Annotated in this window: 20 protein-coding genes; 17 read left to right on the top strand and 3 right to left on the bottom strand. The window is 42.6% G+C overall.

From position 1 onward, the window contains the following. The first annotated feature begins 17 nt into the window (after positions 1-17). From I2F54_RS05315 to nhaA, 17 genes are all read left to right on the top strand, one after another. The gene (locus tag I2F54_RS05315) at positions 18-1,436 is read left to right on the top strand and encodes a lipopolysaccharide biosynthesis protein (protein WP_195500662.1); all 1,419 of its coding nucleotides are present in this window, start codon (positions 18-20) and stop codon (positions 1,434-1,436) included. 1 nt (position 1,437) lies between these two features. After that, positions 1,438-2,970: a hypothetical protein gene (locus tag I2F54_RS05310; protein WP_195500661.1), complete on the top strand. Its 1,533-nt coding sequence runs from the start codon at positions 1,438-1,440 to the stop codon at positions 2,968-2,970. Between the two features lie 124 nt (positions 2,971-3,094). Further along, entirely contained in the window at positions 3,095-4,153 is a 1,059-nt protein-coding gene (locus I2F54_RS05305; RefSeq protein ID WP_195500660.1) for an O-antigen ligase family protein, read from the top strand. A gap of 559 nt (positions 4,154-4,712) precedes the next feature. Then, complete coding sequence (locus I2F54_RS05300; RefSeq protein ID WP_195500659.1) at positions 4,713-5,537, top strand: glycosyltransferase family 2 protein; 825 nt, start codon at positions 4,713-4,715, stop codon at positions 5,535-5,537. A 378-nt stretch (positions 5,538-5,915) separates the two neighbouring features. Then, entirely contained in the window at positions 5,916-6,731 is an 816-nt protein-coding gene (locus I2F54_RS05295) for a glycosyltransferase (protein ID WP_195500658.1), read from the top strand. Between the two features lie 831 nt (positions 6,732-7,562). Next, complete coding sequence (locus tag I2F54_RS05290) at positions 7,563-7,796, top strand: hypothetical protein (RefSeq protein ID WP_195500657.1); 234 nt, start codon at positions 7,563-7,565, stop codon at positions 7,794-7,796. Between the two features lie 152 nt (positions 7,797-7,948). Next, a complete protein-coding gene (gene pheT, locus I2F54_RS05285) occupies positions 7,949-10,411 on the top strand; it encodes a phenylalanine--tRNA ligase subunit beta (protein WP_195500656.1) in 2,463 nt (820 codons plus the stop codon). A gap of 167 nt (positions 10,412-10,578) precedes the next feature. Then, positions 10,579-11,316, top strand: coding sequence for a YebC/PmpR family DNA-binding transcriptional regulator (locus I2F54_RS05280; protein ID WP_009121148.1), 738 nt, complete (start codon positions 10,579-10,581; stop codon positions 11,314-11,316). Beyond that, on the top strand, positions 11,316-11,561 hold the full coding sequence (locus I2F54_RS05275; RefSeq protein ID WP_195500655.1) for a TIGR03905 family TSCPD domain-containing protein: 246 nt from the start codon (positions 11,316-11,318) through the stop codon (positions 11,559-11,561). Before I2F54_RS05280 ends, I2F54_RS05275 begins: the two co-directional genes overlap by 1 nt. 262 nt (positions 11,562-11,823) lie before the next feature. Continuing rightward, positions 11,824-13,083, top strand: a complete 1,260-nt coding sequence (locus tag I2F54_RS05270) for an Nramp family divalent metal transporter (RefSeq protein WP_009121146.1) — start codon at positions 11,824-11,826, stop codon at positions 13,081-13,083. After that, complete coding sequence (locus I2F54_RS05265) at positions 13,083-13,670, top strand: methylated-DNA--[protein]-cysteine S-methyltransferase (protein WP_087411862.1); 588 nt, start codon at positions 13,083-13,085, stop codon at positions 13,668-13,670. Before I2F54_RS05270 ends, I2F54_RS05265 begins: the two co-directional genes overlap by 1 nt. 22 nt (positions 13,671-13,692) lie before the next feature. Beyond that, a complete protein-coding gene (locus tag I2F54_RS05260) occupies positions 13,693-14,457 on the top strand; it encodes an exodeoxyribonuclease III (RefSeq protein ID WP_195500654.1) in 765 nt (254 codons plus the stop codon). Between the two features lie 6 nt (positions 14,458-14,463). Beyond that, positions 14,464-14,922 carry a C-GCAxxG-C-C family protein gene (locus tag I2F54_RS05255; RefSeq protein WP_009121143.1) on the top strand — a complete coding sequence of 153 codons (459 nt, stop codon included), beginning with the start codon at positions 14,464-14,466 and terminating at the stop codon, positions 14,920-14,922. Between the two features lie 158 nt (positions 14,923-15,080). Then, positions 15,081-15,281 carry a winged helix-turn-helix domain-containing protein gene (locus I2F54_RS05250; protein WP_009121142.1) on the top strand — a complete coding sequence of 67 codons (201 nt, stop codon included), beginning with the start codon at positions 15,081-15,083 and terminating at the stop codon, positions 15,279-15,281. 112 nt (positions 15,282-15,393) lie between these two features. Continuing rightward, positions 15,394-17,178, top strand: coding sequence for a translation elongation factor 4 (lepA, locus tag I2F54_RS05245; protein WP_022218169.1), 1,785 nt, complete (start codon positions 15,394-15,396; stop codon positions 17,176-17,178). A gap of 80 nt (positions 17,179-17,258) precedes the next feature. After that, positions 17,259-18,446, top strand: coding sequence for a cation:proton antiporter (locus tag I2F54_RS05240; protein ID WP_195500653.1), 1,188 nt, complete (start codon positions 17,259-17,261; stop codon positions 18,444-18,446). 55 nt (positions 18,447-18,501) lie between these two features. Beyond that, on the top strand, positions 18,502-19,824 hold the full coding sequence (gene nhaA / locus I2F54_RS05235; protein ID WP_195500652.1) for a Na+/H+ antiporter NhaA: 1,323 nt from the start codon (positions 18,502-18,504) through the stop codon (positions 19,822-19,824). Positions 19,825-19,875: 51 nt separating this feature from the next. Here the strand turns inward: nhaA and I2F54_RS05230 are convergent, their stop codons facing one another. Genes I2F54_RS05230 through I2F54_RS05220 form a run of 3 tightly spaced genes read right to left on the bottom strand, consistent with a single transcriptional unit; the run spans position 19,876 to position 23,245 of the window. Further along, the gene (locus I2F54_RS05230; protein WP_009121138.1) at positions 19,876-21,195 is read right to left on the bottom strand and encodes a nucleobase:cation symporter-2 family protein; all 1,320 of its coding nucleotides are present in this window, start codon (positions 21,193-21,195) and stop codon (positions 19,876-19,878) included. Positions 21,196-21,204: 9 nt separating this feature from the next. Continuing rightward, positions 21,205-21,771, bottom strand: a complete 567-nt coding sequence (xpt, locus tag I2F54_RS05225) for a xanthine phosphoribosyltransferase (RefSeq protein WP_195500651.1) — start codon at positions 21,769-21,771, stop codon at positions 21,205-21,207. Between the two features lie 25 nt (positions 21,772-21,796). Then, complete coding sequence (locus I2F54_RS05220; protein WP_195500650.1) at positions 21,797-23,245, bottom strand: DNA recombination protein RmuC; 1,449 nt, start codon at positions 23,243-23,245, stop codon at positions 21,797-21,799. Between the last annotated feature and the right edge of the window lie 20 nt (positions 23,246-23,265).

The raw sequence follows: 23,265 nt of genomic DNA, 5'->3' as shown, positions 1-23,265 counted from the left end.
TTGGAAAATAGTAATCTATGAATATATCTTCTTTATTGACGAAATCTATATGGTTTGGAATTATCCCTAAATTACCAACGTTTATAAATATTCTTATACTTCCTTTAGTAACACCATACTTGACTGCAGGTGATTATGGTGTATGGGGGATTATATCAAGTTATATGGGTATCTTTATATCTATATATACTTTGGGGTTACACATGCATTTAAATAATTCGTATTATGAATATGGTGACAAATATAGGGTTGTTTGGGGACGTATATTATATTTATTGCTTTTGTTATCAACTCTTTTTTCTTGTATTTTATTCTTTATTATTTGGAAGACGTTTGATGATTTAGATTTTGATAATCGCATTATATTAGCTGTATTGTCTGTATTTAGTTTACAGTTTAATGCTAATAATCTGATAGGTCAATGTTTATATACATTGCGTGGGACTCCGGTTCCATTTGTTTCAAGGACTCTGATGGGCGGTTTAATAGGAGTTACAACAGCTTTTATTTCTATTCGATATTTTAAAATTGGTTATTTGGGATTTGTTCTTGGATCTGCTTTTAATTATCTGTTTTGTTTTTTTTCTTTTATCTATCCTTTATGGTTGAAAGAGAAACTTTATCCAAGAATAGAAATATCAGGAATAAGAATTTTGAGATTACTGAAGATATCGTTACCTGTTGTTCCTCATGCTTTGGGGTTTATATTATTATCTTCTTCAAGTAGAATAATTATGGATTTATATGGAGTACCAATAGCTGACATTGGCATATATTCTAATGGCTATATTTTAGGTGATTATATTACGATTGTGACAACGGCTTTGGCTTCTGCACTTACCCCTTACATGCAGACTACTTTTAGAAATGAAAATTATCAGAGTTATCGTTTCTTATTTATTTTGTGTCAATCTATAGCATTAATATCTATTTTTATTTTTTGTTTGTGGATGCCGGAAATATATAGTGTTTTGATAAAAAATAAAAGTTTACAGGAAAGTATGATGATTTCTCAAATATCATGTTTTGCTAATTGTATATTCCCATTATATATTTTTATGTCAAATGTGTGTTTTATTCGTAAAAACACTGTACAATTACTTTGGTTGGTTTTTATACCTGGTATTTTGAATATTATTTTACTTTTGATTTTTATTCCATTATTGGGTTATAAAATAGCTGTGGTTACAACTTTGATTTCTTATTGGGTTCAAATATTTATTCCATTTTTTATTAAGTATTATAAAGAGCAGATTTCCTTATGGTTAGGTAGTAGAGATAAATTGATTATATTATTTCTAGTATCTGCTTTAGCATTAGTGATTTCTATTGTATTCTCTCAATTTTTTGTGATGAAGTTTTTGTTGACCTTACTAATCTTGCTAATTATAATTTGTAATATAAATAAAATTTCGTATAAACTCAAATTTTTGTAGAATGAAATATTTATTTTATGGAGGATCTTCTATAACAATGCCTCATATGGGAGTATTGTTAAACGAAGCCTTAGCTTTAAATGACAGAGGTGATGAAATTATATGGGTATATTGTAATGCTAAATGTCAATCTTGTATTTCAAATATGAACTCTAACCCTGTAGTTTGTAGAAATTGTGTAAATAGGACACATCGAATTTTAAATAAATATTCAAAAAAAATGATTCTTATCCCTTTGTTTAATAAAAAAGAGAGTATAAGGATTGATAAAAAGGAATATTTATTCAGTAATATAGATGAGGTGAAAGGTTTTACATACTTGAACTGTAATTTGGGATATTCTATAGCGTCGGCATATATCTCAGCAACAAGAAATGCTATAATGTCCTTTTCTGAGCGACATAAACAGTATTATTCAAAATTAGTTTCGCAAACGATTGAAAGATTTATTTGTTTTGAGAAGATTGTAAAGGAATGTAGACCAGATTGTATCATAGTTTTTAACGGGCGTTATTTTGATACGGGGGTATGTGTTGAAGTAGCAAAAAAATATAGTATTGACTATCAGATAAAGGAAGTATTGGACGGCCCTAGATGTGGGAAACCTTTTTTTATTGAAACTTTTTTTAATTGTAGCGCATTTGACATTAATAATAAAACAGAAAGAATTCATGATACATGGCGCAAATCTTTACTCTCTGAAATAGAGAAAAATAAAATAGGAATTCAATTTTATGAGCGGAAAAGAAGAGGAGAGAGTGTAGGTGATAAGTCTTATGTTGAAAATCAGCAAGTTGGATTGTTACCTGTAAAATGGGATATGCAAAAAAAAAATATTGTAATCTTTAACTCTTCGGATGATGAACTAGCTTCCGTTGGAGCTGATTATGACAGTTATTCTTTGTTTCAATCTCAATATGTAGGTATTTGTTCTATTTTAGATCATTTCAAAGAGGAAACGAATATGCATTTTTATTTGCGTATGCATCCTAATTTATCAAAACTAGATAATCCTTTTGTGAATGATTTATTAGGATTGAATGATAAATTTGATAATGTTACAGTCATTGCACCTGCTGCAAAAATAAGTACTTATTCACTATTAGATGCTGCTGATAAGATTATTTCTTTTGGATCTACTATGGGAGTAGAGGCGAATTATTGGGGGAAAATATCTATACTTTTATCTGCTAGTGAATATTATAATTTAGGAGTATGCTATGTTCCTACCAATGTGCAAGAATTGTATGAACTGATAAAATCAGATTTACAACCCTTAAACAAGGATGGAGCTATAAAATATGCATTTTATTTACTGGATAGAGAGGTAAGGTGTCATAAATCAAGCTTTGTTGATATATCATTTGTCAAGTGGTATATATTTTATAAAACAATATATACATTCTCTTATGATAAGTTACTTCACTCATCCTTTTTGTCAAGGTTGGAATCTTTGATTTATCGTAAGATTTTTGCAAAATTTGTTTCTGGTAGAAATAAAATTCCAGAACAAATATTCTTAGATAATATTTAGTAAGATTATAATGTTATCTGAGCGTAAAATTTATTATTGGATACCTTTATTGGTAGAAATATGTGCACTCTATAATAGTGTACTTATTAAATATGGAATACGATATTTGTATCTTTTCTTTTTAATGTTAGGGTTATTTCTTTTGTTTAGAAGAAAAATCTTGTGTAAGTCTAAACTTTATTTTTTTTCCATTGCTATATATATAGTTAGCGTTATATTATCTTCGATTTTATTTTTATTATCCCAAGCAACTATATCTATAATTCTGGGGATGATTATTTATATATCGCCATTACTTTATTGGTTGTTATATGATGAAAGAAAAATAGCTGTATATTTTCCACAACTTATTGTGGGCTTGAAGTATCCGGTGCTGTTAATTGCTGTATTAGGAATAGTTCAGTTTTATATTTCACCAGGATTATTTGGATTAATAAATTTGAATGGACCTGTTGATCCATATGTTTTGAAAGCAGCCTCTGATGCATTTCCTAATTGGATGATTTATTTAAGAGCAACTTCGGTTTTAGCTTCACCTCAGGTTTTTGGTTTGTTCTTGATATTATATGGAGTTTCTTTTTGGTTTTATGCTCCAAAGAGCGTTGTAAATCTAAGTTTAATATTTGTTTATCTTTTTGCGGGAGCCCATTCTGGAAATAAGTCTTTTTTTTTGATACTTTTGTTATTTGGAGGATATTATATTTGGAGAACGGGCGGACTGAAAAGAAAAATATTTGCTGTTTGTGTTGCTGTTTTGTTACTTTCTGTGGTCACTTATTTTTCAGAAGAGGTTTCTTTTTTATCTAGAATTGTTAGCTTGGAAAATATAGCAAACGAAGAAAAGGAAGGTAGGCTAAGTATATATAAGGAATTGCTTGAAGAAGTTTCTTTTATTGGAGAAGGTGCTGGTACGCATCAAACATTGAGTGGAGAGCTAAGTGATGAACCTGCTGAGAGTTATTTCTTGCAGATACTAATAGAACTTGGAATAATTCCGTTTATATGTTTTTTGTTAATATTCTTGTTCCGTTATATTGAGGACGCTAGAAAAATAAACATAATGCTCTTCTTTATAGCTTTATCAATGATATTTGTTCATTGTTTCAATGCATTTGTCTTCTTCATAATGTGGGGATGGTTCTTTGTATCACCTCCATCAATAAGCGGTAATGGAAAATTATAATCCTATTATTTTATTTGCGGCTCTCTTTTTGATATTTTCTAAACAAACAGAATATTACTTATGGCTACTACTAATCAATAAACGTAAGTATCCAAAAATTATTGCCCCTTATCTTAAATAGCCTAACCTTTGCTGCTGTTATCAATTCTAATAATAACATATATAACAGCAATGCTTTTGAGCGTCTGCCCATTCGTTATAAGTCGGAGGCAGTTCTTCGAGGGGGAGTCCCTTTAGGATTTTTGTTTAGGTCATAAGGTTCCTTACAATTTTTTCCATAAATGCTACAAGGATACTCGTCATCTAAAGGTGTTGTTCAATGAAATCGTCAGAGGTCGCAGGGAACTATGCAAATCTGTTACCAATGACTATTGAGATCAATACTAATAGTATTTAAGATACAAGTTCACTTTTTGAATTATTTAAGAGGAAAATGCTTATACGAGGTGTTCCCTAGATAATACGTCAAAATTGGATGTTTACACTAGTTTAAATTTATTAAAACTATAATATGACTTATGACTTGATTTTTATGACTACATGTATTGATAATCGGTACATGGAAAAATTGTTATATTCTATTGCGTTGAACAACAATGTGCTGTCAGTTTGTGTCATTGTATTATTGCAAAATAATGTAACTGCAGATTATGCTGCTTATAAAACTAAAAATACGAATATTATTTTGCTTTATGAATCACAAAAACTGAACTTGTCAGTAGCTCGTAATATACTTGTTAAGTATGTGAGGGATGAAGGAATACTTGCTAATTATGTTATGTTTCCTGATGATGATAGTTCTTTTGATTCTTATTTTTTTAGAAATTTTTCAAGAATAATAGTAGGGAACTCTTTAATAAATGTTTTTTGCACTGGTACAAGAAATATTTATCAGGCTGCCTTTCGGAAAAAAATAAAAGAAGGACAAACATCTGATTTTAAATTAGCTATGTCGGTAAATATGGTACTAACTTATCAAACGTTTATGGAAGTAGGATACTTTGATGAAAATATGGGAGTAGGAGCATTGTATGGAGCTGGAGAAGATGGAGATTATTTTATCAGAGCTTGTCAAAGTTCTGGTACTCCATTTAAGATTGTATATGATTTATGGAATTTTCATCCTGCTTCTAAGGATAAATATAAATTAATGAGTCTGCGTACTCTGATAAAACGATATCGTAGTTATGGGGAAGGGGTTATTTATTTGTGTTATAAACATAAATTATATTCCCAAGCTATGTTATGTATATTTTCAGGTATTGTAGGAGCGTTTGTCGCTTTGCTTAGTCTGAATTTTAAATTATTAGTGGCAAGAGCTAATGGGACATATTGTCGTCTTTCTCTTTTTTTGCATTTGTGCTTTAGTCGAAAATGTATATAATTACTTAATCAACTTTTCATGAGCATTCCCACTATATCAATACTTTTGATAATCTGATAGTAGCTAAAGGATTAATAGGATTTTATGTTCAGTAGCTTGATAAGGTAGGGATTTTTTTACTTGTAGGTATAAATCATATTACACGAAACTACTTTTTATTTATAGTGAGGTCTAGATTATTGCTGTTGAATCATGTGGAAATGTGGAGTATTATAGGGCTTTTTATAAAAAATATATACTAGTTTATAATGGTAGTAATTGCCATTTTGGGTTTTTATGATTATGTGTATAATTTTCTATGCATATGCGTATTTTATTTACGTATAAAGCGAGTCTGAACTGTTCCGTGTTGTAAATTATTTTAGATAATAAAGTTTTATGGTTACTGCATCTATCGTTACTTATCATACTGCTGCCAATGAATTACTCCGTGTTATTAATTGTGCCGTTCATTCTACCATTGAAATTCTTTATATAATAGATAACTCTTCTAATGACAGTTTGCGGGAGTTGAAAGACGTGTCAGAAAAAATAGTATATATACATAGTGACAATTTGGGTTATGGAAGCGGGCATAACATCGGCATAAGAAAGGCTGTGGAAAAAGGAGCGACTTATCATGTGGTGTTGAATCCAGATATTTACTGGAATGATTCCGCCATAGAGACATTATCACGATTTATGGACTCGTATCCCGATTGTGGTTTGGTGATGCCTCAGATTCTTTATCCTAATGGAAATATTCAGTATTTATGCAAACTACTGCCTACTCCAATGGATTTATTTGGAAGGCGTTTTATTCCAATAAGGAAATATCAGGAAAAGAGTGCGGATAGATATGAATTACATTTTACAGGATATGATAAGGTAATGGAGGTTCCGTCGTTATCCGGTTGCTTTATGTTTATGAGAGTAAATATTCTAAAAAAAGTTAGTGGCTTTGATGAACGTTTTTTTATGTATGCAGAAGATTTAGATTTGTGCCGTAGGATAGGAGAAATATCTAAAACAATGTTTTATCCTATGGTCGTTGTATACCATGAATATGAAAAAGGTTCGTATAAGAATTGGAAATTATTAAAATATCATCTCTGCTCTGTAATTAAATATTTTAATAAGTGGGGATGGATATTTGATAAAAAGAGGATGCAGAGAAATAAAGATTGTTTGGCTGCTTTGTTGCAGAAAAGGTAGAAAAAGAAAATAATAATCTTGGTTATTGGGATAATAACTGTATCTTTGTGAAAAAGCCCTAGAACAATGAGTGAAGCGAATCCCATATAAAGAAACAAGAAGCATCGGAAGAATAAGTAGGCCGGTTTATGATAGTGGGATACTCTACGGTGACGGAAAATGTAAGCTATTTGAGTGGTAATATTCTTGTGAATGCTGTATAAAGATACGCAAATAGTTCGTGAGAAGGGGCGTATGATTTCGAATAAGGAAGTGTATAGGGCAGAAAGGATGGGATGGAAGTTATCTGTTCTGATTAGGCTCTTACATGACTTTTAGATATTCTACAATATATTTGGTCCTTTTGAAGAAAGAAAAATAGCAGATAAAGTTGTTTCAGGATTATATCTTTTGTTGCCTTATTGGGAACTTTTCTGTATTTGGGAGACGGTTGGATTATTCAGCCTCATATGGTGAAATAATATGCATTTTTATAAGTAAAATCATAATTATTATCAAATAATAGTTGAAAAATTAAAATAGTAATGTAAGACGGTTGTTAAGAATCACACCATTTACAAAATCTTGTGATTAGCTTTCTCATTAAATAACAGAAAACCTCATAAAACTAGGGAGCCTTTTTTAAGCTTCCCATATTCCTTCACTGCATTAAAGCAAAAACATTCTTTTATTAAGTTCAAGCCATGATACTCCATTATCAAAGCTTATAGAAAAATAGTTTCAGTGCGTGTAGCAGAGTCACTAATGATATGTTGTTGCGGAAATGGCTACATAGAATAGTAAGTAAACTTTAAATCGTATCATTACAGTAAAAAATGAAAGGATAAATTTATGACTATGGATTACAAAGCACTTGACACGCGAAAAATCAGAGATTATATAGACGCCTCGGATGGGATGGTGGCTGTGGATGATATTATCCGCAATTCCGGCGCCGACAAGTTGCGGGTATATCCCGCACTGTTTGAGCTGGAACAAGACGGATATATCGAGGTGGCGGAGCGGGAAGAGCTTGGAGCGCCCATCGCCATTTGCAGAAAAAGAGGCTTGATAAACGACAGGTAACAGCGGTTATTTTGTTTTAGGCGCAGCCGGAATTGCTTTGTTTAGCGGTTCCGGCTGTTTTTGTTTTATTTTCTTCTCTGATAATTCCCTGCCAACCAAAAAATCTTATTAACTTTGCGGGTCACTTTTGGAAACAATAAAAAAATAATGATATGAATATCTCTTATAATTGGTTGAAAGAGTATGTCGATTTCGATTTGACACCGGATGAAGTCGCCGCTGCGCTGACTTCCATTGGATTGGAAACAGGAAGCGTAGAAGAGGTGCAAACCATTAAAGGTGGACTGGAAGGTCTGGTCATCGGAGAAGTGCTGACATGCGAAGCTCATCCTAATTCAGACCACATGCACATCACTACCGTAAATCTGGGACAGGGCGAACCTGTGCAGATTGTATGCGGTGCGCCTAACGTGGCTGTCGGACAGAAAGTGGTAGTAGCTACTTTGGGTGCGAAACTTTACGATGGTGATGAATGTTTTACAATCAAGAAATCAAAGCTCCGCGGCGTAGAGTCCAACGGTATGATTTGCGCGGAAGATGAAATAGGTATCGGTACAGACCATGCGGGTATCATCGTATTGCCGGAAACGGCTGTGCCGGGTACGCTTGCCAAGGATTATTATAACATCAAGAGCGATTACGTGCTGGAAGTGGATATTACTCCCAACCGTGCCGATGCGTGCTCACACTACGGTGTGGCTCGCGATTTGTACGCTTATCTGGTACAGAACGGCCTGCCGGCTTCTTTGAAGAAGCCGTCTGTGGACGCTTTTGCCGTTGAGAACCACGACTTGGACATCAAGGTTACGGTGGAAAACGGCGAGGCTTGTCCGCGTTATGCCGGAGTAACCGTAAAAGGCGTAACCGTAAAGGAGAGCCCGGAATGGTTGCAAAACAAGCTCCGTATCATCGGCCTACGTCCTATTAACAATGTGGTGGACATTACGAACTACATCGTTCATGCGTTCGGCCAGCCGCTTCATTGCTTCGATGCCGACAAGATTAAAGGCGGTGAGGTGCTCGTAAAGACCATGCCCGAAGGTACTCCCTTTGTTACTTTGGACGGTGTGGAACGCAAATTGAGCGAACGCGACTTGATGATTTGCAACCGGGAAGAGGCCATGTGTATTGCCGGAGTATTCGGCGGATTGGATTCCGGTTCTACGGAAACTACGAAAGATGTATTCCTTGAAAGCGCTTATTTTCATCCTACCTGGGTGCGCAAGACCGCCCGTCGTCATGGCTTGAATACGGATGCTTCTTTCCGCTTTGAAAGAGGTATCGACCCGAATGCCACCCTTTACTGCCTGAAACTGGCGGCATTGATGGTGAAGGAACTTGCCGGCGGTACCATATCTTCCGATATAAAGGATGTATGCGCTGCTCCTGCCCAAGATTTCAGAGTGGAACTTTCTTATGAGAAGGTACATTCGCTGATTGGCAAGGTTATTCCGGTAGAAACCATAAAGAGTATCGTGACAAGTCTGGAAATGAAGATTGTCGGTGAAACGGCCGAGGGACTGACGCTGGACGTTCCGCCTTACCGTGTGGATGTACAGCGCGACTGCGATGTAATAGAAGATATTCTCCGTATTTACGGATATAATAATGTGGAGATTCCTACGGCTTTGAAGTCCAGCCTGACAACGAAAGGCGAATGGGACAAGTCCAACAGATTGCAGAATTTGATTGCCGAGCAATTGGTAGGCTGCGGTTTCAATGAGATTTTGAATAACTCGCTGACACGCGCCGCATATTATGACGGATTGGAATCTTATCCCGCTAAAAACCTCGTAATGCTGATGAACCCGCTTAGCGCGGACTTGAACGCCATGCGCCAGTCTTTGCTCTTTGGCGGACTGGAGAGCATCTCTCACAATGCCAACCGCAAGAACGCCGATTTGAGATTCTTTGAATTCGGTAATTGCTATTACTTCAACGAAGAGAAGCGCAATCCTGAAAAGGCGCTTGCTCCTTACTCGGAAGATTATCATCTGGGCTTGTGGGTTACCGGCAAGAGAGTTTCCAATTCATGGGCGCACCAAGACGAGGATAGCTCCGTATACGAACTGAAGGCGTATGTTGAAAATATATTCGCCCGTCTCGGATTGCAGATGCACGATTTGGTAGTCGGCAATCTTACGGACGACATTTATGCTGCGGCCTTGTCCGTACAGACAAGAGGCGGTAAGCGTCTGGCTACTTTCGGTGTGGTGACAAGAAAGCTCCTGAAAGCGTTTGACATCGACAACGAGGTGTACTATGCCGACCTGAATTGGAAAGAGCTGATGAAAGCCGTCAAAAACGTGAAAGTAAACTATACCGAGATTTCCAAATTCCCGGCTGTGAAACGCGATCTCGCCCTGCTGCTCGACAAGAAGGTGCAGTTTGCGGAAATCGAGAAGATTGCCTATGAAACAGAGAAGAAATTGTTGAAGGAAGTGTCTCTCTTTGATGTCTATGAAGGCAAGAATCTGGAAGCCGGAAAGAAATCCTACGCCGTAAGTTTCTTGTTGCAGGACGAAAACCAGACGTTGAACGATAAAATGATTGATAAAATCATGTCCAAGCTGGTGAGAAATCTGGAAGACAAGCTGGGGGCGAAACTTCGTTAAAAAAGGGAATAAAGATGTGTAAAACTTTTTTAGGCACGGATTTTACGGAAAACATACATGAAAATCCGTGTGATTCCGTGAAATCCGTGCCTAAAAGAAATAAATAAGTCTGTTTTTACACATTCTCATATAACTCATAACTTATAACTCATAAATATTTAGTTCCAATGGGAAGAGCGTTTGAATATAGAAAAGCTGCCAAATTAAAAAGATGGGGTCACATGGCTAAGACCTTTACAAGACTGGGTAAACAAATTGCTATTGCAGTGAAAGCCGGCGGACCCGAACCGGAAAACAATCCGACATTGCGTTCCGTTATCGCTACTTGCAAGCGTGAAAACATGCCGAAGGATAACATTGAACGTGCTATCAAAAATGCGATGGGTAAAGACCAGAGCGACTACAAGAGCATGACTTATGAAGGATACGGTCCTCATGGCGTAGCCGTATTTGTTGATACTTTGACCGACAATCCTACCCGTACGGTAGCGGATGTGCGCAGCGTATTCAACAAGTTTGGCGGAAACCTGGGTACAATGGGCTCATTGGCCTTCCTGTTCGACCATAAATGCGTGTTCACTTTCAAGAAGAAAGACGGCATGGATATGGAAGAATTCATTCTCGATATGATTGACTTCGACATTGACGAAGATTATGAAGAGGATGAAGAAGAAGGCACAATCACTATCTACGGTGATCCGAAAAGTTATGCGGCTATCCAGAAACACTTGGAAGAAGGCGGTTTTGAAGATGTCGGCGGTGAGTTTACCTACATCGCGAATGACCTGAAGGATGTTGAGCCGGAACATCGTGAAACTATCGACAAAATGGTGGAACGTCTGGAAGAGTTTGACGACGTACAGACGGTTTATACCAATATGAAGCCGGAAGAAAGCGAAGAATAATGACTTATACTTACAAGACGAAAGGTACGTGCAGTAGCAATATCGAGCTTGAGGTAGAAGACGGAATCGTAAAGGACATCGTGTTCTGGGGTGGCTGTAACGGCAATTTGCAAGGCTTGTCCCGTTTGGTTGCCGGGATGCAGGTAAAAGAGGTGATTTCCCGTCTGGAAGGTATCCGCTGCGGCGGACGTCCGACTTCTTGTCCGGACCAGTTGTGTAAAGCATTGCACGAAATGGGATATTAACCCTGCTCTGATTTAAAAAGGGGGAATTTTAAAAGAGGGTGTGTCAAAACGAATTTCAAGTATTGTTTTGTCATTAGCTTCGCTCAAAACATCTTCTGATTTTTACATTGATGTATAGTCTGAACGGAGTGAAGAAGAGAGTGTGCAAAACTGTGATAGCTGAAATTCGTTTTGGCACGTCCTTTTTGCTTTTGAACCAAGTTATAGTGTATTTGTTTTTTTTATTTGAGTACTTTTACACCCTCAAAATAAGAACAACACAATGAAGAATATTTTTAAAGATTTACAACGGAAAGACCACAAACGCTATCTGGGTGGTTTGGATGTATTCAAATATATCGGTCCGGGGCTATTGGTTACGGTCGGTTTTATCGACCCGGGAAACTGGGCGTCGAACTTTGCGGCGGGTTCTGAATTCGGCTATTCGTTGTTGTGGGTAGTGACGCTTTCCACCGTTATGCTGATAATTTTGCAGCATAATGTGGCGCACTTGGGCATCGTAACCGGATTGTGCTTGTCGGAAGCTGCCACGCAATACACTCCCAAATGGGTGTCGCGCCCCATATTGGGGACGGCTGTGCTGGCATCCATATCTACTTCGCTGGCCGAAATATTAGGCGGAGCCATTGCGCTGCAAATGTTGCTGGATATTCCGATTATATGGGGCTCGGTACTGACTACGGTTTTTGTATCGGTAATGCTTTTCACCAATTCCTATAAGAAGATTGAAAGGGCTATCATCGCGTTCGTGTCCGTTATAGGGCTTTCGTTCATCTACGAACTTTTCCTTGTCAGGATTGATTGGCCTGTGGCCGCGCAAGGCTGGGTGACCCCTTCGTTTCCCGAAGGAAGCATGCTTATTATCATGAGTGTGCTCGGCGCTGTGGTGATGCCTCATAATCTGTTTCTCCATTCGGAAGTGATACAGAGCCATGAGTACAACAAGCAGGACGATGCTTCCATCCGTAAGGTATTGAAGTATGAACTGTTCGACACGCTGTTTTCCATGATTGTGGGATGGGCCATTAACAGCGCGATGATATTGCTGGCAGCCGCCACTTTCTTTAAGAGCGGGATTCAGGTGGAAGAATTGCAACAGGCAAAATCACTGTTGGACCCGCTGTTGGGAAGCAGCGCCGGCGTGGTGTTTGCGCTGGCATTGCTGATGGCGGGTATCTCTTCGACTATTACGAGCGGTATGGCGGCAGGCTCTATTTTTGCCGGTATATTCGGCGAGTCGTATCACATTAAGGACAGCCATTCGCAGGTGGGAGTAATTCTTTCCTTGGGTATCGCATTGCTATTGATTTGCTTTATCGGAGACCCGTTCAAAGGGCTGCTGATTTCACAGATGATATTGAGTGTCCAGTTGCCGTTTACCGTGTTCCTGCAAGTGAGCCTTACCTCGTCCCGTAAAGTAATGGGACAATATGTAAACAGCAAATGGAGTACGTTCGTGCTCTATACGATTGCTGCTATTGTGACAGTATTAAACATTATGTTATTAATATCAAGTTTATAATGAAACGTCACTTATTAAATGAAAAGTTCGTGACAATCGAACAGTTGGCCGATGGCGGATATGCCCATAAACTCCCGGGAGTGACCGTGGAATATTCTTTTGCAGAGACATTTCTGGGAGAAATGTTGGTTGCATCTACGCCCAAAGGTGTATGCTATATGGCATTTGTAACCGGAAACAGAGATGTTTCATTGATTGAAATGGTCAGCAGGTTTCCCGGAGCTCACTTTGAGGAACGTACGGACGAGTACCAGCGCAAGGCATTGGCTGCTTTATCCGCGGATGAGGAAAACGTGGAAACGGTACCTTTGCATTTGAAGGGAACCGAATTTCAGTTGCGCGTGTGGAAAGAGCTGTTGAACATCCCGTTCGGCGAAACAACCACCTACAAGGACATTGCCGCCGCGCTGCAAACTCCCAAGGCTTTCCGGGCAGTAGGCTCCGCCATCGGCGAGAATCCGGTTTCGGTATTGATTCCCTGTCACCGGGTGCTGCGTACGGACGGAGCTCTCGGCGGTTACCATTGGGGGCTGGAGCGTAAAGTCCGACTGCTGGAGTGGGAGAAACAGCATAAGGAAGCCGAATAGATAAACTTAAAAACATACAGACATGAAGATTATAACCTACAACGTAAATGGTTTGCGCGCTGCCGTAACCAAAGGTTTTCCCGGATGGCTGGCAAATGAACAACCGGACGTGCTGTGTCTGCAGGAAACCAAATTGCAGCCGGAGCAGTATCCGGCGGAAGCGTTGGATGCATCGGGATACAAGCATTACCTGTATTCCGCCCGAAAGAAAGGGTATAGCGGAGTAGCCATTCTGACGAAACGCGAACCGGATCATGTGGAATATGGTATGGGTATTGAAGAGTACGATAATGAAGGCCGTTTTATCCGCGCCGATTACGGAGACCTGTCCATTGTGAGTGTTTATCATCCTTCGGGAACAAGCGGCGATGAGCGCCAGGCTTTTAAAATGGTATGGTTGGAAAAGTTTCAGCAATATGTGGTGGAGTTGCAGCGCACCCGTCCGAAGCTGATTCTTTGCGGAGATTATAATATCTGTCATGAAGCGATAGACATTCACGACCCTGTCCGCAATGCTACAAACAGCGGTTTCCTGCCGGAAGAAAGAGAGTGGATGACCCGTTTTCTGAATGCGGGCTTCATAGATACTTTCCGTCTGTTGCATCCCGACAAGCAGGAATATACTTGGTGGAGTTACCGTTTCAACTCGCGGGCGAAGAATAAAGGCTGGCGTATAGATTATTGCATGGTGAACGAGCCGGTACGTCCGATGCTGAAAGAAGCGCGCATTCTGAACGATGCGGTACATTCGGACCATTGTCCTATGATGTTGGAAATTGCAGATTAAAAGACGATGATGAAAGACAGAATAGAGAAAGCCGTTGAGCTGTTCAAGAGCGGTTATAACTGTTCGCAATCGGTGGTAGCCGCCTTTGCCGACATGTACGGTTTTACGGAAGAACAGGCTTTGCGCATGTCCGCCTCTTTTGGCGGCGGTATAGGGCGGATGCGTCAGACTTGCGGCGCTGCCTGCGGCATGTTTTTGTTGGCGGGGCTGGAAAAAGGCGCCGTCGACGGTAAAGACCGTGAGGGCAAAGCCGCTAATTATGCGCTGGTGCAGGCACTTGCGGAAGAATTCAAGAAACGTAACGGCTCGATGATTTGCGCCGAGTTGCTGGGACTGAAGAAGCCCGAAGGCTCTTCCGTTCCCGAAGCCCGTACGGAGCAATACTATGCCAAACGTCCTTGCGCGAAAATGGTGGAAGAAGCCGCGACGATATGGGCTGAGTACTTGGAAAAACAGCGGAAATAAGCCGGCAACAGCCGTTTTTTATGACAGATAAGCGAAAAAAAAGAGAGTTAATGTGTTATGTAACATAAAAATAACTATCTTTGCCGCCGAAATAAAATCTGATTATTCCGTTTTGGGAAGCGGATTTTTAAGCATGTCTAACTAAAAACAAAGAGAAAATGTTAAAAGAAAAAGCTGGTGAAACTGCAGGAAAAATTTGGAGCGCACTGAATGAAACTGAAGGTTTAACTGCTAAACAAATCAAGAAAGCTACAAAATTGGTAGATAAGGATTTGTTCTTGGGTCTTGGCTGGTTATTGAGAGAAGACAAAATTTCTACTCAAGAAGTTGAAGGCGAACTGTTTGTAAAGCTGAACTAAGAAAGAGATTAGAATGTTATAAAAAATGCGTTGATACATTTGATATGTTATCAACGCATTTTTTTTTGTCTTCTCCTTTTTGTATCTTTGCGCACCAAAATTTTAGAAACAAATGAAAAAGAATATACGTAACTTTTGTATCATCGCTCATATCGATCACGGTAAATCAACTTTGGCCGACCGTCTGTTGGAGTTCACCAATACTATCCAAGTAACCGAAGGCCAGATGCTGGATGATATGGATTTGGAAAAGGAGAGAGGTATCACCATCAAAAGCCATGCTATCCAGATGGAGTATATGTACAAAGGCGAGAAGTATGTTCTGAACCTGATTGACACTCCGGGGCACGTGGACTTTTCCTACGAGGTGTCCCGCTCCATTGCCGCCTGCGAAGGTGCGTTGCTCATAGTGGACGCTTCACAGGGCGTGCAGGCGCAGACCATCTCCAACCTGTATATGGCTATTGAGCATGACTTGGAAATTATTCCGGTTATCAACAAATGCGATATGGCGAGCGCCATGCCCGAAGAGGTAGAGGATGAAATCGTGGAACTGCTCGGTTGCAAGCGTGAAGAGATAATCCGCGCTTCCGGTAAGACGGGAATGGGCGTCGAGGAAATCCTTGCGGCAGTCGTCGAGCGTATTCCTCATCCCGAAGGCGATGAAGAAGCGCCTCTGCAGGCTTTGATATTCGACTCCGTATTCAATTCTTTCCGCGGTATCATCGCTTATTTCAAGATTGTGAACGGTGTGATACGTAAAGGAGACAAAGTGAAATTCTTCAATACGGGCAAGGAGTACGATGCGGATGAAATCGGTGTGCTGAAGATGGATATGGTTGCCCGTCAGGAATTGCGTACGGGCGACGTAGGCTATATTATCTCGGGTATCAAGACTTCCAAAGAGGTAAAGGTGGGCGATACGATTACGCACATAGCCCGTCCGTGCAAGGAAGCTATTGCCGGTTTCGAGGAAGTGAAGCCGATGGTATTTGCCGGTGTATATCCCATTGAGGCGGAAGACTTTGAGGACTTGCGCTCATCATTGGAGAAGTTGCAGCTGAATGACGCTTCGCTGACTTTCCAGCCCGAATCTTCATTGGCGCTGGGCTTCGGTTTCCGTTGCGGATTCCTGGGATTGCTTCACATGGAGATTGTACAGGAACGTCTGGACCGCGAATTCGATATGAATGTGATTACCACCGTGCCGAACGTATCTTACAATATCTACGATAAGCAAGGACACATGACCGAGGTGCACAATCCCGGCAGCATGCCCGATCCCACTTTGATAGACCGCATTGAAGAGCCCTATATCCGTGCGTCCGTGATTACCACCACAGACTATATCGGCCCTATCATGACACTCTGTCTGGGCAAGCGCGGCGAACTGGTGAAGCAGGAATATATTTCCGGTAACCGTGTGGAGATATACTATGATATGCCGTTGGGCGAAATCGTTATCGACTTTTACGACAAGCTGAAAAGTATTTCCAAGGGATATGCCTCTTTCGACTATCACGCGAACGGTTTCCGTCCGTCCAAACTGGTGAAGCTGGATATCCTTCTGAACGGCGAACCGGTGGATGCCCTCTCTACCTTGACGCACTTTGACAATGCGTACGAGCTGGGACGCCGTATGTGCGAGAAGTTGAAAGACCTGATTCCGAGACAGCAGTTTGACATTGCCATTCAGGCGGCTATCGGCGCCAAGATTATTTCCCGCGAAACAATCAAGGCAGTCCGTAAGGACGTTACGGCCAAGTGTTATGGCGGTGACGTGAGCCGTAAGCGTAAATTGCTTGAAAAGCAGAAGCGGGGTAAGAAAAGAATGAAACAGATTGGTAATGTGGAAGTGCCGCAGAAAGCGTTCTTGGCTGTGCTGAAATTGGATTAGTTGCTAAACAATTCATATGACACAGGGGTTGTTCTCTTTCCGTAGGGCTATCTTGACAACCCCTTTTAAATTTAAACCGAATGAGAAAAGTTCTATCGTTTTCGGCCTTCCTGATGGCAGGCCTGTTCGTTTCCCAATATCTCCCTGTGTGGGCGGGCGGAAACTATAATGCGGTAAAGGCCGTATCGAATGTATTGCTCTATGTCTGCTTGAGTTTTATAATGATTAATGTGGGACGTGAGTTTGAAGTCGATAAATCACGTTGGCAGACATACGCGAAAGATTATGGCGTTGCAATGGCTACCGCCGCCATGCCTTGGTTCCTGATTGCTATTTATTATGTTTTTGTCCTGCTTCCGCCCGAATACTGGAATAGTTGGGAAGCGTGGAAAGAGAATCTCCTGTTGAGCCGTTTTGCGGCTCCCACTTCCGCCGGTATTTTGTTTACCATGCTGGCCGCCATCGGCTTAAAGACAAGCTGGGTTTACAAGAAAATTCAAGTGCTGGCTATCTTTGATGATTTGGATACCATCCTTCTGATGATTCCGCTTCAGATTATGATGATCGGCCTGCGCTGGCAGCTTCTGGTGATTGTTTTCATTGTATTTCTTTTGCTCTCTTTCGGTTGGAAACAACTGGGAAAATACGACTGGTGGCAGGATTGGAAAGCCATTCTGGTATATTCGGCCGTAGTGTTTGCGTGTACGCAGGCTGTATATCTCATCAGCAAGCATTTGTATGGTGAGGCAGGCAGTATTCATATAGAGGTATTGCTGCCCGCTTTCGTCTTGGGAATGGTGATGAAGCACAAGGAGCATGACACACCGGCGGAACGTAAAGTTTCCACGGGGATTTCTTTCCTCTTTATGTTTCTGGTTGGAATGAGCATGCCACGGTTTCTGGGTGTGGATTTTGCGGAGGCGTCGTTGGGACAGCACTCGGTTACGGGTTCGCAGGAGATGATGTCGTGGGGAATGATTATGCTTCATGTACTGATAGTGTCGTTATTGTCTAATATCGGTAAGCTGTTTCCGGTATTCTTTTACAAAGACCGTAAGTTCAGCGAGCGTCTGGCGCTCTCTATCGGTATGTTTACCCGCGGTGAAGTAGGGGCGGGGGTAATCTTTATCGCTCTTGGATATAGTTTGGGCGGCCCGGCATTGATAATTTCCGTATTAACCACAGTGCTTAATTTAATTTTAACGGGTATCTTTGTTCTGTGGGTAAAGAAGCTGGCGTTGTTGAGTTATGGAAGTGTGACGGAATGAAATGTCGGCTACGCTTCCTTTCCCGAAGAAAGATGAAACCTTCAATCAAATACTTATGATTATTCTACGTACCGTGAAAAACATTTCGTCGCTGAACATAGTGGCGAGTATTCTTTTATTTCTCACCGCTATCCTGGCTGCTGTCGTGGCCAATTCGTCTTTATCGCCGATATACCAGGACTTTCTGCTTCAGGAACTTCATTTGCGCATCGGGAATTTCAATCTGCTCTCTCACGGCGGGCATCCGTTGAAGATGATAGAGTTCATAAACGACTGCCTGATGACTGTTTTCTTTCTGGCAGTGGGGTTGGAGATAAAGCGTGAATTGCTGGTAGGCGAACTGTCTTCCGTCCGAAAGGCGGCTTTGCCTTTTATCGCGGCATGCGGCGGTATGCTGGTTCCGGTGGTCATCTACTCGCTTCTGGTGGTTTCCGGTACTCCCGAAACGCGCGGCATGGCTATTCCTATGGCTACGGACATCGCTTTTTCTTTGGGAGTGCTCAGCTTGCTGGGTAAGCGTGTGCCGTTGAGCCTGAAGGTATTTCTGACGGCGTTCGCTGTGGTGGACGATATTGGCGGGATATTGGTTATCGCACTGTTTTATAGTGTTGACGTGGCATACGGGTATTTGATAGTGGCGGCTGTTCTGTATGTATTCCTCTACTACATGGGCAAGTTTGGAGTGACGCAGAAGATATTCTTTCTGTTCTTCGGTATAATAATCTGGTATTTGTTCCTGCAATCGGGCATACATAGTACAATCTCGGGCGTGATACTGGCGTTTGTGATACCGGCGCGTCCCCGTTTGGACGCGGGTAAATATATCAAGCGCATCCGTGACGTCATAGGGGAGTTTCCGGTTTCCAAATCAGATAATATCGTGCTGACCAATGCGCAGATTGCTACGCTGAAGCAGGTGGAGCAGGCGTCCGATTATGTTATCAGTCCGTTGCAGTCGTTGGAAGACAATCTGCATGGAGCTGTAAACTTCGTGATTCTGCCGTTGTTTGCCTTTGCCAATGCGGGTGTGGTCTTCAGCGGTAGCGGCAGTATCGTGGGAGATGTGAGCGTGGCTGTGGCCGCAGGGTTGCTGTCAGGTAAATTCCTGGGGATATATCTGCTTACGTGGCTGGCGATAAAGAGCGGTTTGGCCTTGATGCCTGCGGGTATGAACTGGAAGAATATAGCCGGTGTTTCCTTGTTGGGCGGTATCGGCTTTACCGTATCTTTGTTCATCGCCAATCTTTCCTTTGCGGGCGAATATCCGGAATTGCTGAATCAGGCGAAGTTCGGTGTGCTTGTAGGGACGGTGCTTGCCGGGGTATTGGGATATGCGGTGCTGAATACGGTGCTGCCGAAAACCACGAAAACAAAGTAGCTTATTTCAGGAAGATATGCTTCGGAAAGAGCGGGTTCCCGCTCCCGGACTTTACTCCTTGATATGAATCAGCATATTTGCCAGAATTGCCGTAACTCCCCCCGTCGTGATGCCGGATGAGAAGATATTCCGTAGCGTTTCCGGCAGTTGGCACAGTATCTCGGGAACCAGTTCCACGCTCAAGCCGAGGGAGAAACTGACGGCCATGACAAGAGTAGCCTTTCGGTTGATTTCTTGCGCCGCGATGATGCGGATACCGGCTGCGGCTACCGTACCGAACATCAGCAGCGTAGCGCCGCCCAATACCGGTTCGGGCATCAGCGAAAATACCAGTCCCACGGCGGGAAACAGGCCGAGCAGTACAAGAAAGGCCGCAATGTAATATCCCACATACCGGCTGGCAACCCCCGTCAGTTGTATCATCCCGTTGTTTTGCGCAAAAACGGAGTTCGGGAAAGAATTGAGCGCACCCGCCAGCATGGAGTTGAAGCCGTCGGCGAGGATGCCGCCCGAAGCGCGTTTCACGAATGTTTCTCCTTCTACCGGTTCGCCGGAGATAAGGGAATTGGCTGTAATGTCGCCATACGCCTCAATGGCGGTAATCATAAAAATCAGTCCCAACGCGATAATGGTGGATAAGTCGAAAGCCAGCCCGTAGCGGAAAGGCATCGGCAGATTGAAACCGCCGTAGCTTTGTATTGAGGAGAAATCGACAATCCCCATGCACCACGCCACGATGTAGCCTATTACTAATCCGATGACAATGGAGCTCATGCGCAGGTACCGGTTGGAACTCCGGTTGAAGGCGATGATAAGCAACAGAACCAATGCGGCAAGCCCCACATGGCGGAAACTGCCGAAGCTGCCGTCGGCTTGTGCGATGGCTCCGCCGCCGCAAGCGGTAATTCCCACTTTTATCAGGCTCATGCCGATAAGGGTAACTACAATGCCGGATATCAGCGGCGTAATAATCTTCTTGGTGTACTTCAGCACCCGGCTTATCAGCATCTCCACGCTTGAAGCCGCCATACAGGAACCGAAAATCAGCGGAAGCCCACCCGCCATGCCGGCGGAAATGATGGGGCCGATGAACGAGAAGCTGGTTCCCTGAATGCACAGCAGCCCGGTACCTAACCCGCCGAACCTGCGGCATTGGATAAACGTGGATATGCCGGATGCAAACAGCGCCATGGAAACCAGGTAACCGGTTGTTTCCGTATCGAGCTTCAGCGCTCCCGCAATGATGAGCGGCGGGGTGATGATGGCTACGAATATGGCCAGCAGATGTTGCAACGCGGCAAAGAAGGCTTCCTTGAAGGGCGGCTTGTCGTTCAAGCCGTAAATCAGTCCGTTTTCCTGTTGTTTTTCCATTGCTCCGGGTTATCTGATTTTGATTTCGCAGTTGTCGAGGCTTTCGATGATGGCCAGAGATTCTACATGAATACCTTGGCTGCGCAGCTCGTCGCCTCCGTGCTGAAAGGCTTTCTCTATGATGAATCCCATGCCTACCAGCTCCGCGCCGGCTTGCTTCGCCAAGTCCATAATGCCTTTGGCGGCGTTTCCGTTGGCGAGGAAGTCATCGATGAAAAGCACCTGGTCGCCGGGAGTGAGGAAATCTTTGCTGACGCATACGTCGTACGAACGTTGTTTGGTGAATGAGTATACGGAAGTAATCAGCATATTGTCCATGGTGCTCGGCTTCTTTTTCTTGGCGAACACTACGGGAAGTTCCAGCAGATAGCCTACCATAATGGCAGGGGCGATGCCGCTGGCCTCGACGGTGATAATCTTGTTGATATTGGTAGAAGCGAAGCGTCTGACGAACTCCACGCCGATGGATTTCATCAGAATCGGGTCCATTTGATGATTGATGAAGTTATCTACTTTCAATATACCTCCCGGATAGCATTTTCCGTCTTTCAGAATACGGTCTTTTAAAATTCTCATAATATAACAGGTCTTGTCTTTAGATTTATTCTTTGTCTTCTTGTTCTGTTTCTTCTTGCGCCTCTTCTCTGGGCAGCAGTCTTGCCGAGATGCGTTTCTTCGGAGTAAGGCTCATGTCTTTCAGCATTTCCGCTTGACGGACTACGCTGCCGTTGCCTTCGGACAGTTGGTTGAGCGCTTTGTCGTAGTCTTTTTGCAGGCTTGTCATGCGGTCGCCAAGGGTGAGGAAAGTGTCGGTGAAACCTACAATCTTTTCGTATAAGGCCGTGCCGCGCTTGATGATGGCCTGCACGTTTTTCACTTGGTTTTCCCGCTTCCACAGGTCGAGCGAGAGACGCAGGGCGCTGATGAGGTTCGTAGGGTTCATCAGTACGACTTTCTTGTTGTAGGCGTACTCCCAAAGGTTGGCGTCGCTTTGTATGGCAAGCAGGTAAGCGCCCTCTGTGGGGATAAACATCATGACGAAATCCGGCGACTTGATGTCGTAGTGCGAATAGTCTTTTCGGCTGAGCTCGTCGATGTGGTTGCGGACGGACTGCAGATGCGCTTTGAGCCAGCGCGCCTGTTCTTCGCGGTCTTCGGCGGATGTATAGGCGGCGTAGGCGGTGAGGGAGACTTTGGAGTCTATTATCATCTCGCGCTCATCGGGGTACTTGATGAGGATGTCGGGTTGCATCTTTTGGCCGCTTTCTTCGCTGACAATCACTTCGCCGCGTTCGTCTTTCAGGAACTCCTGGCGGAAATAGTGCTCGCCTTCAATCAGGCCGGACGCTTGCAACAGACGTTCCAGAATCATTTCACCCCAGTTGCCTTGCATCTTGGAATCGCCTTTCAAGGCGCGTGTCAGGTTGTTGGCGTCTTCACTGAGGCGGTTGTTCAGTTCCACCAGTTCCTTGATGCGTTCTCCCAGAGAGAAGCGTTCTTTGGCTTCGGTACTGTATACTTGCTCCACCTTTTCCTTGAAGTCTTTTATCTTCTCGTCCAGCGGGCGCAGAAGATTGCCCAGATGCTCGGCGTTCAGCTTGGTGAAATCTTCCGTCTTGCTTTGGAAGATGCGGTTTGAAAGGTTCTCAAACTCGGTGTTCATACGCTTGTGCAAGGCTTCGGCTTCTTCTTTCTGTTCGGCGAGGCGTTGTTCCCATTGCCGTTGCTGCTGGGTGATGCGCTCGCCAAAGGAACGTTCCTGCTCGGCGAGGCGTTCGTTGAAGCCGCGTGCCTGTTCGGAAATGCGTTCGGCAAACAGCCGTTCTTGTGTGCTAAGGCGTTCCGCTGCTTGGCGGCCGGCTTCCTGCAAGCGTTCTTCGGCAACGGAGCGCTCGCGGGCGATACGCTCTTCGGCAGTGCGGTTCAGTAACGCTTCACGCGCTTCGGCGGCCTCTACTTGTGTTTTTAGGGCGGCGGCTTTTCTGCCGGCCATCAGATAGCCGATGACGGCTCCTGCGATAATTCCAACGAGTAATAGTATGATATTCATAATTGCGTATGGGGAAATAA

The sequence above is a fragment of the Bacteroides clarus genome (genome assembly GCF_015555825.1).
Taxonomy (GTDB): domain Bacteria; phylum Bacteroidota; class Bacteroidia; order Bacteroidales; family Bacteroidaceae; genus Bacteroides; species Bacteroides clarus.
The sequence above is the reverse complement of the archived record's forward strand: the minus strand, read 5'-3'. Positions and strand labels throughout refer to the sequence as shown.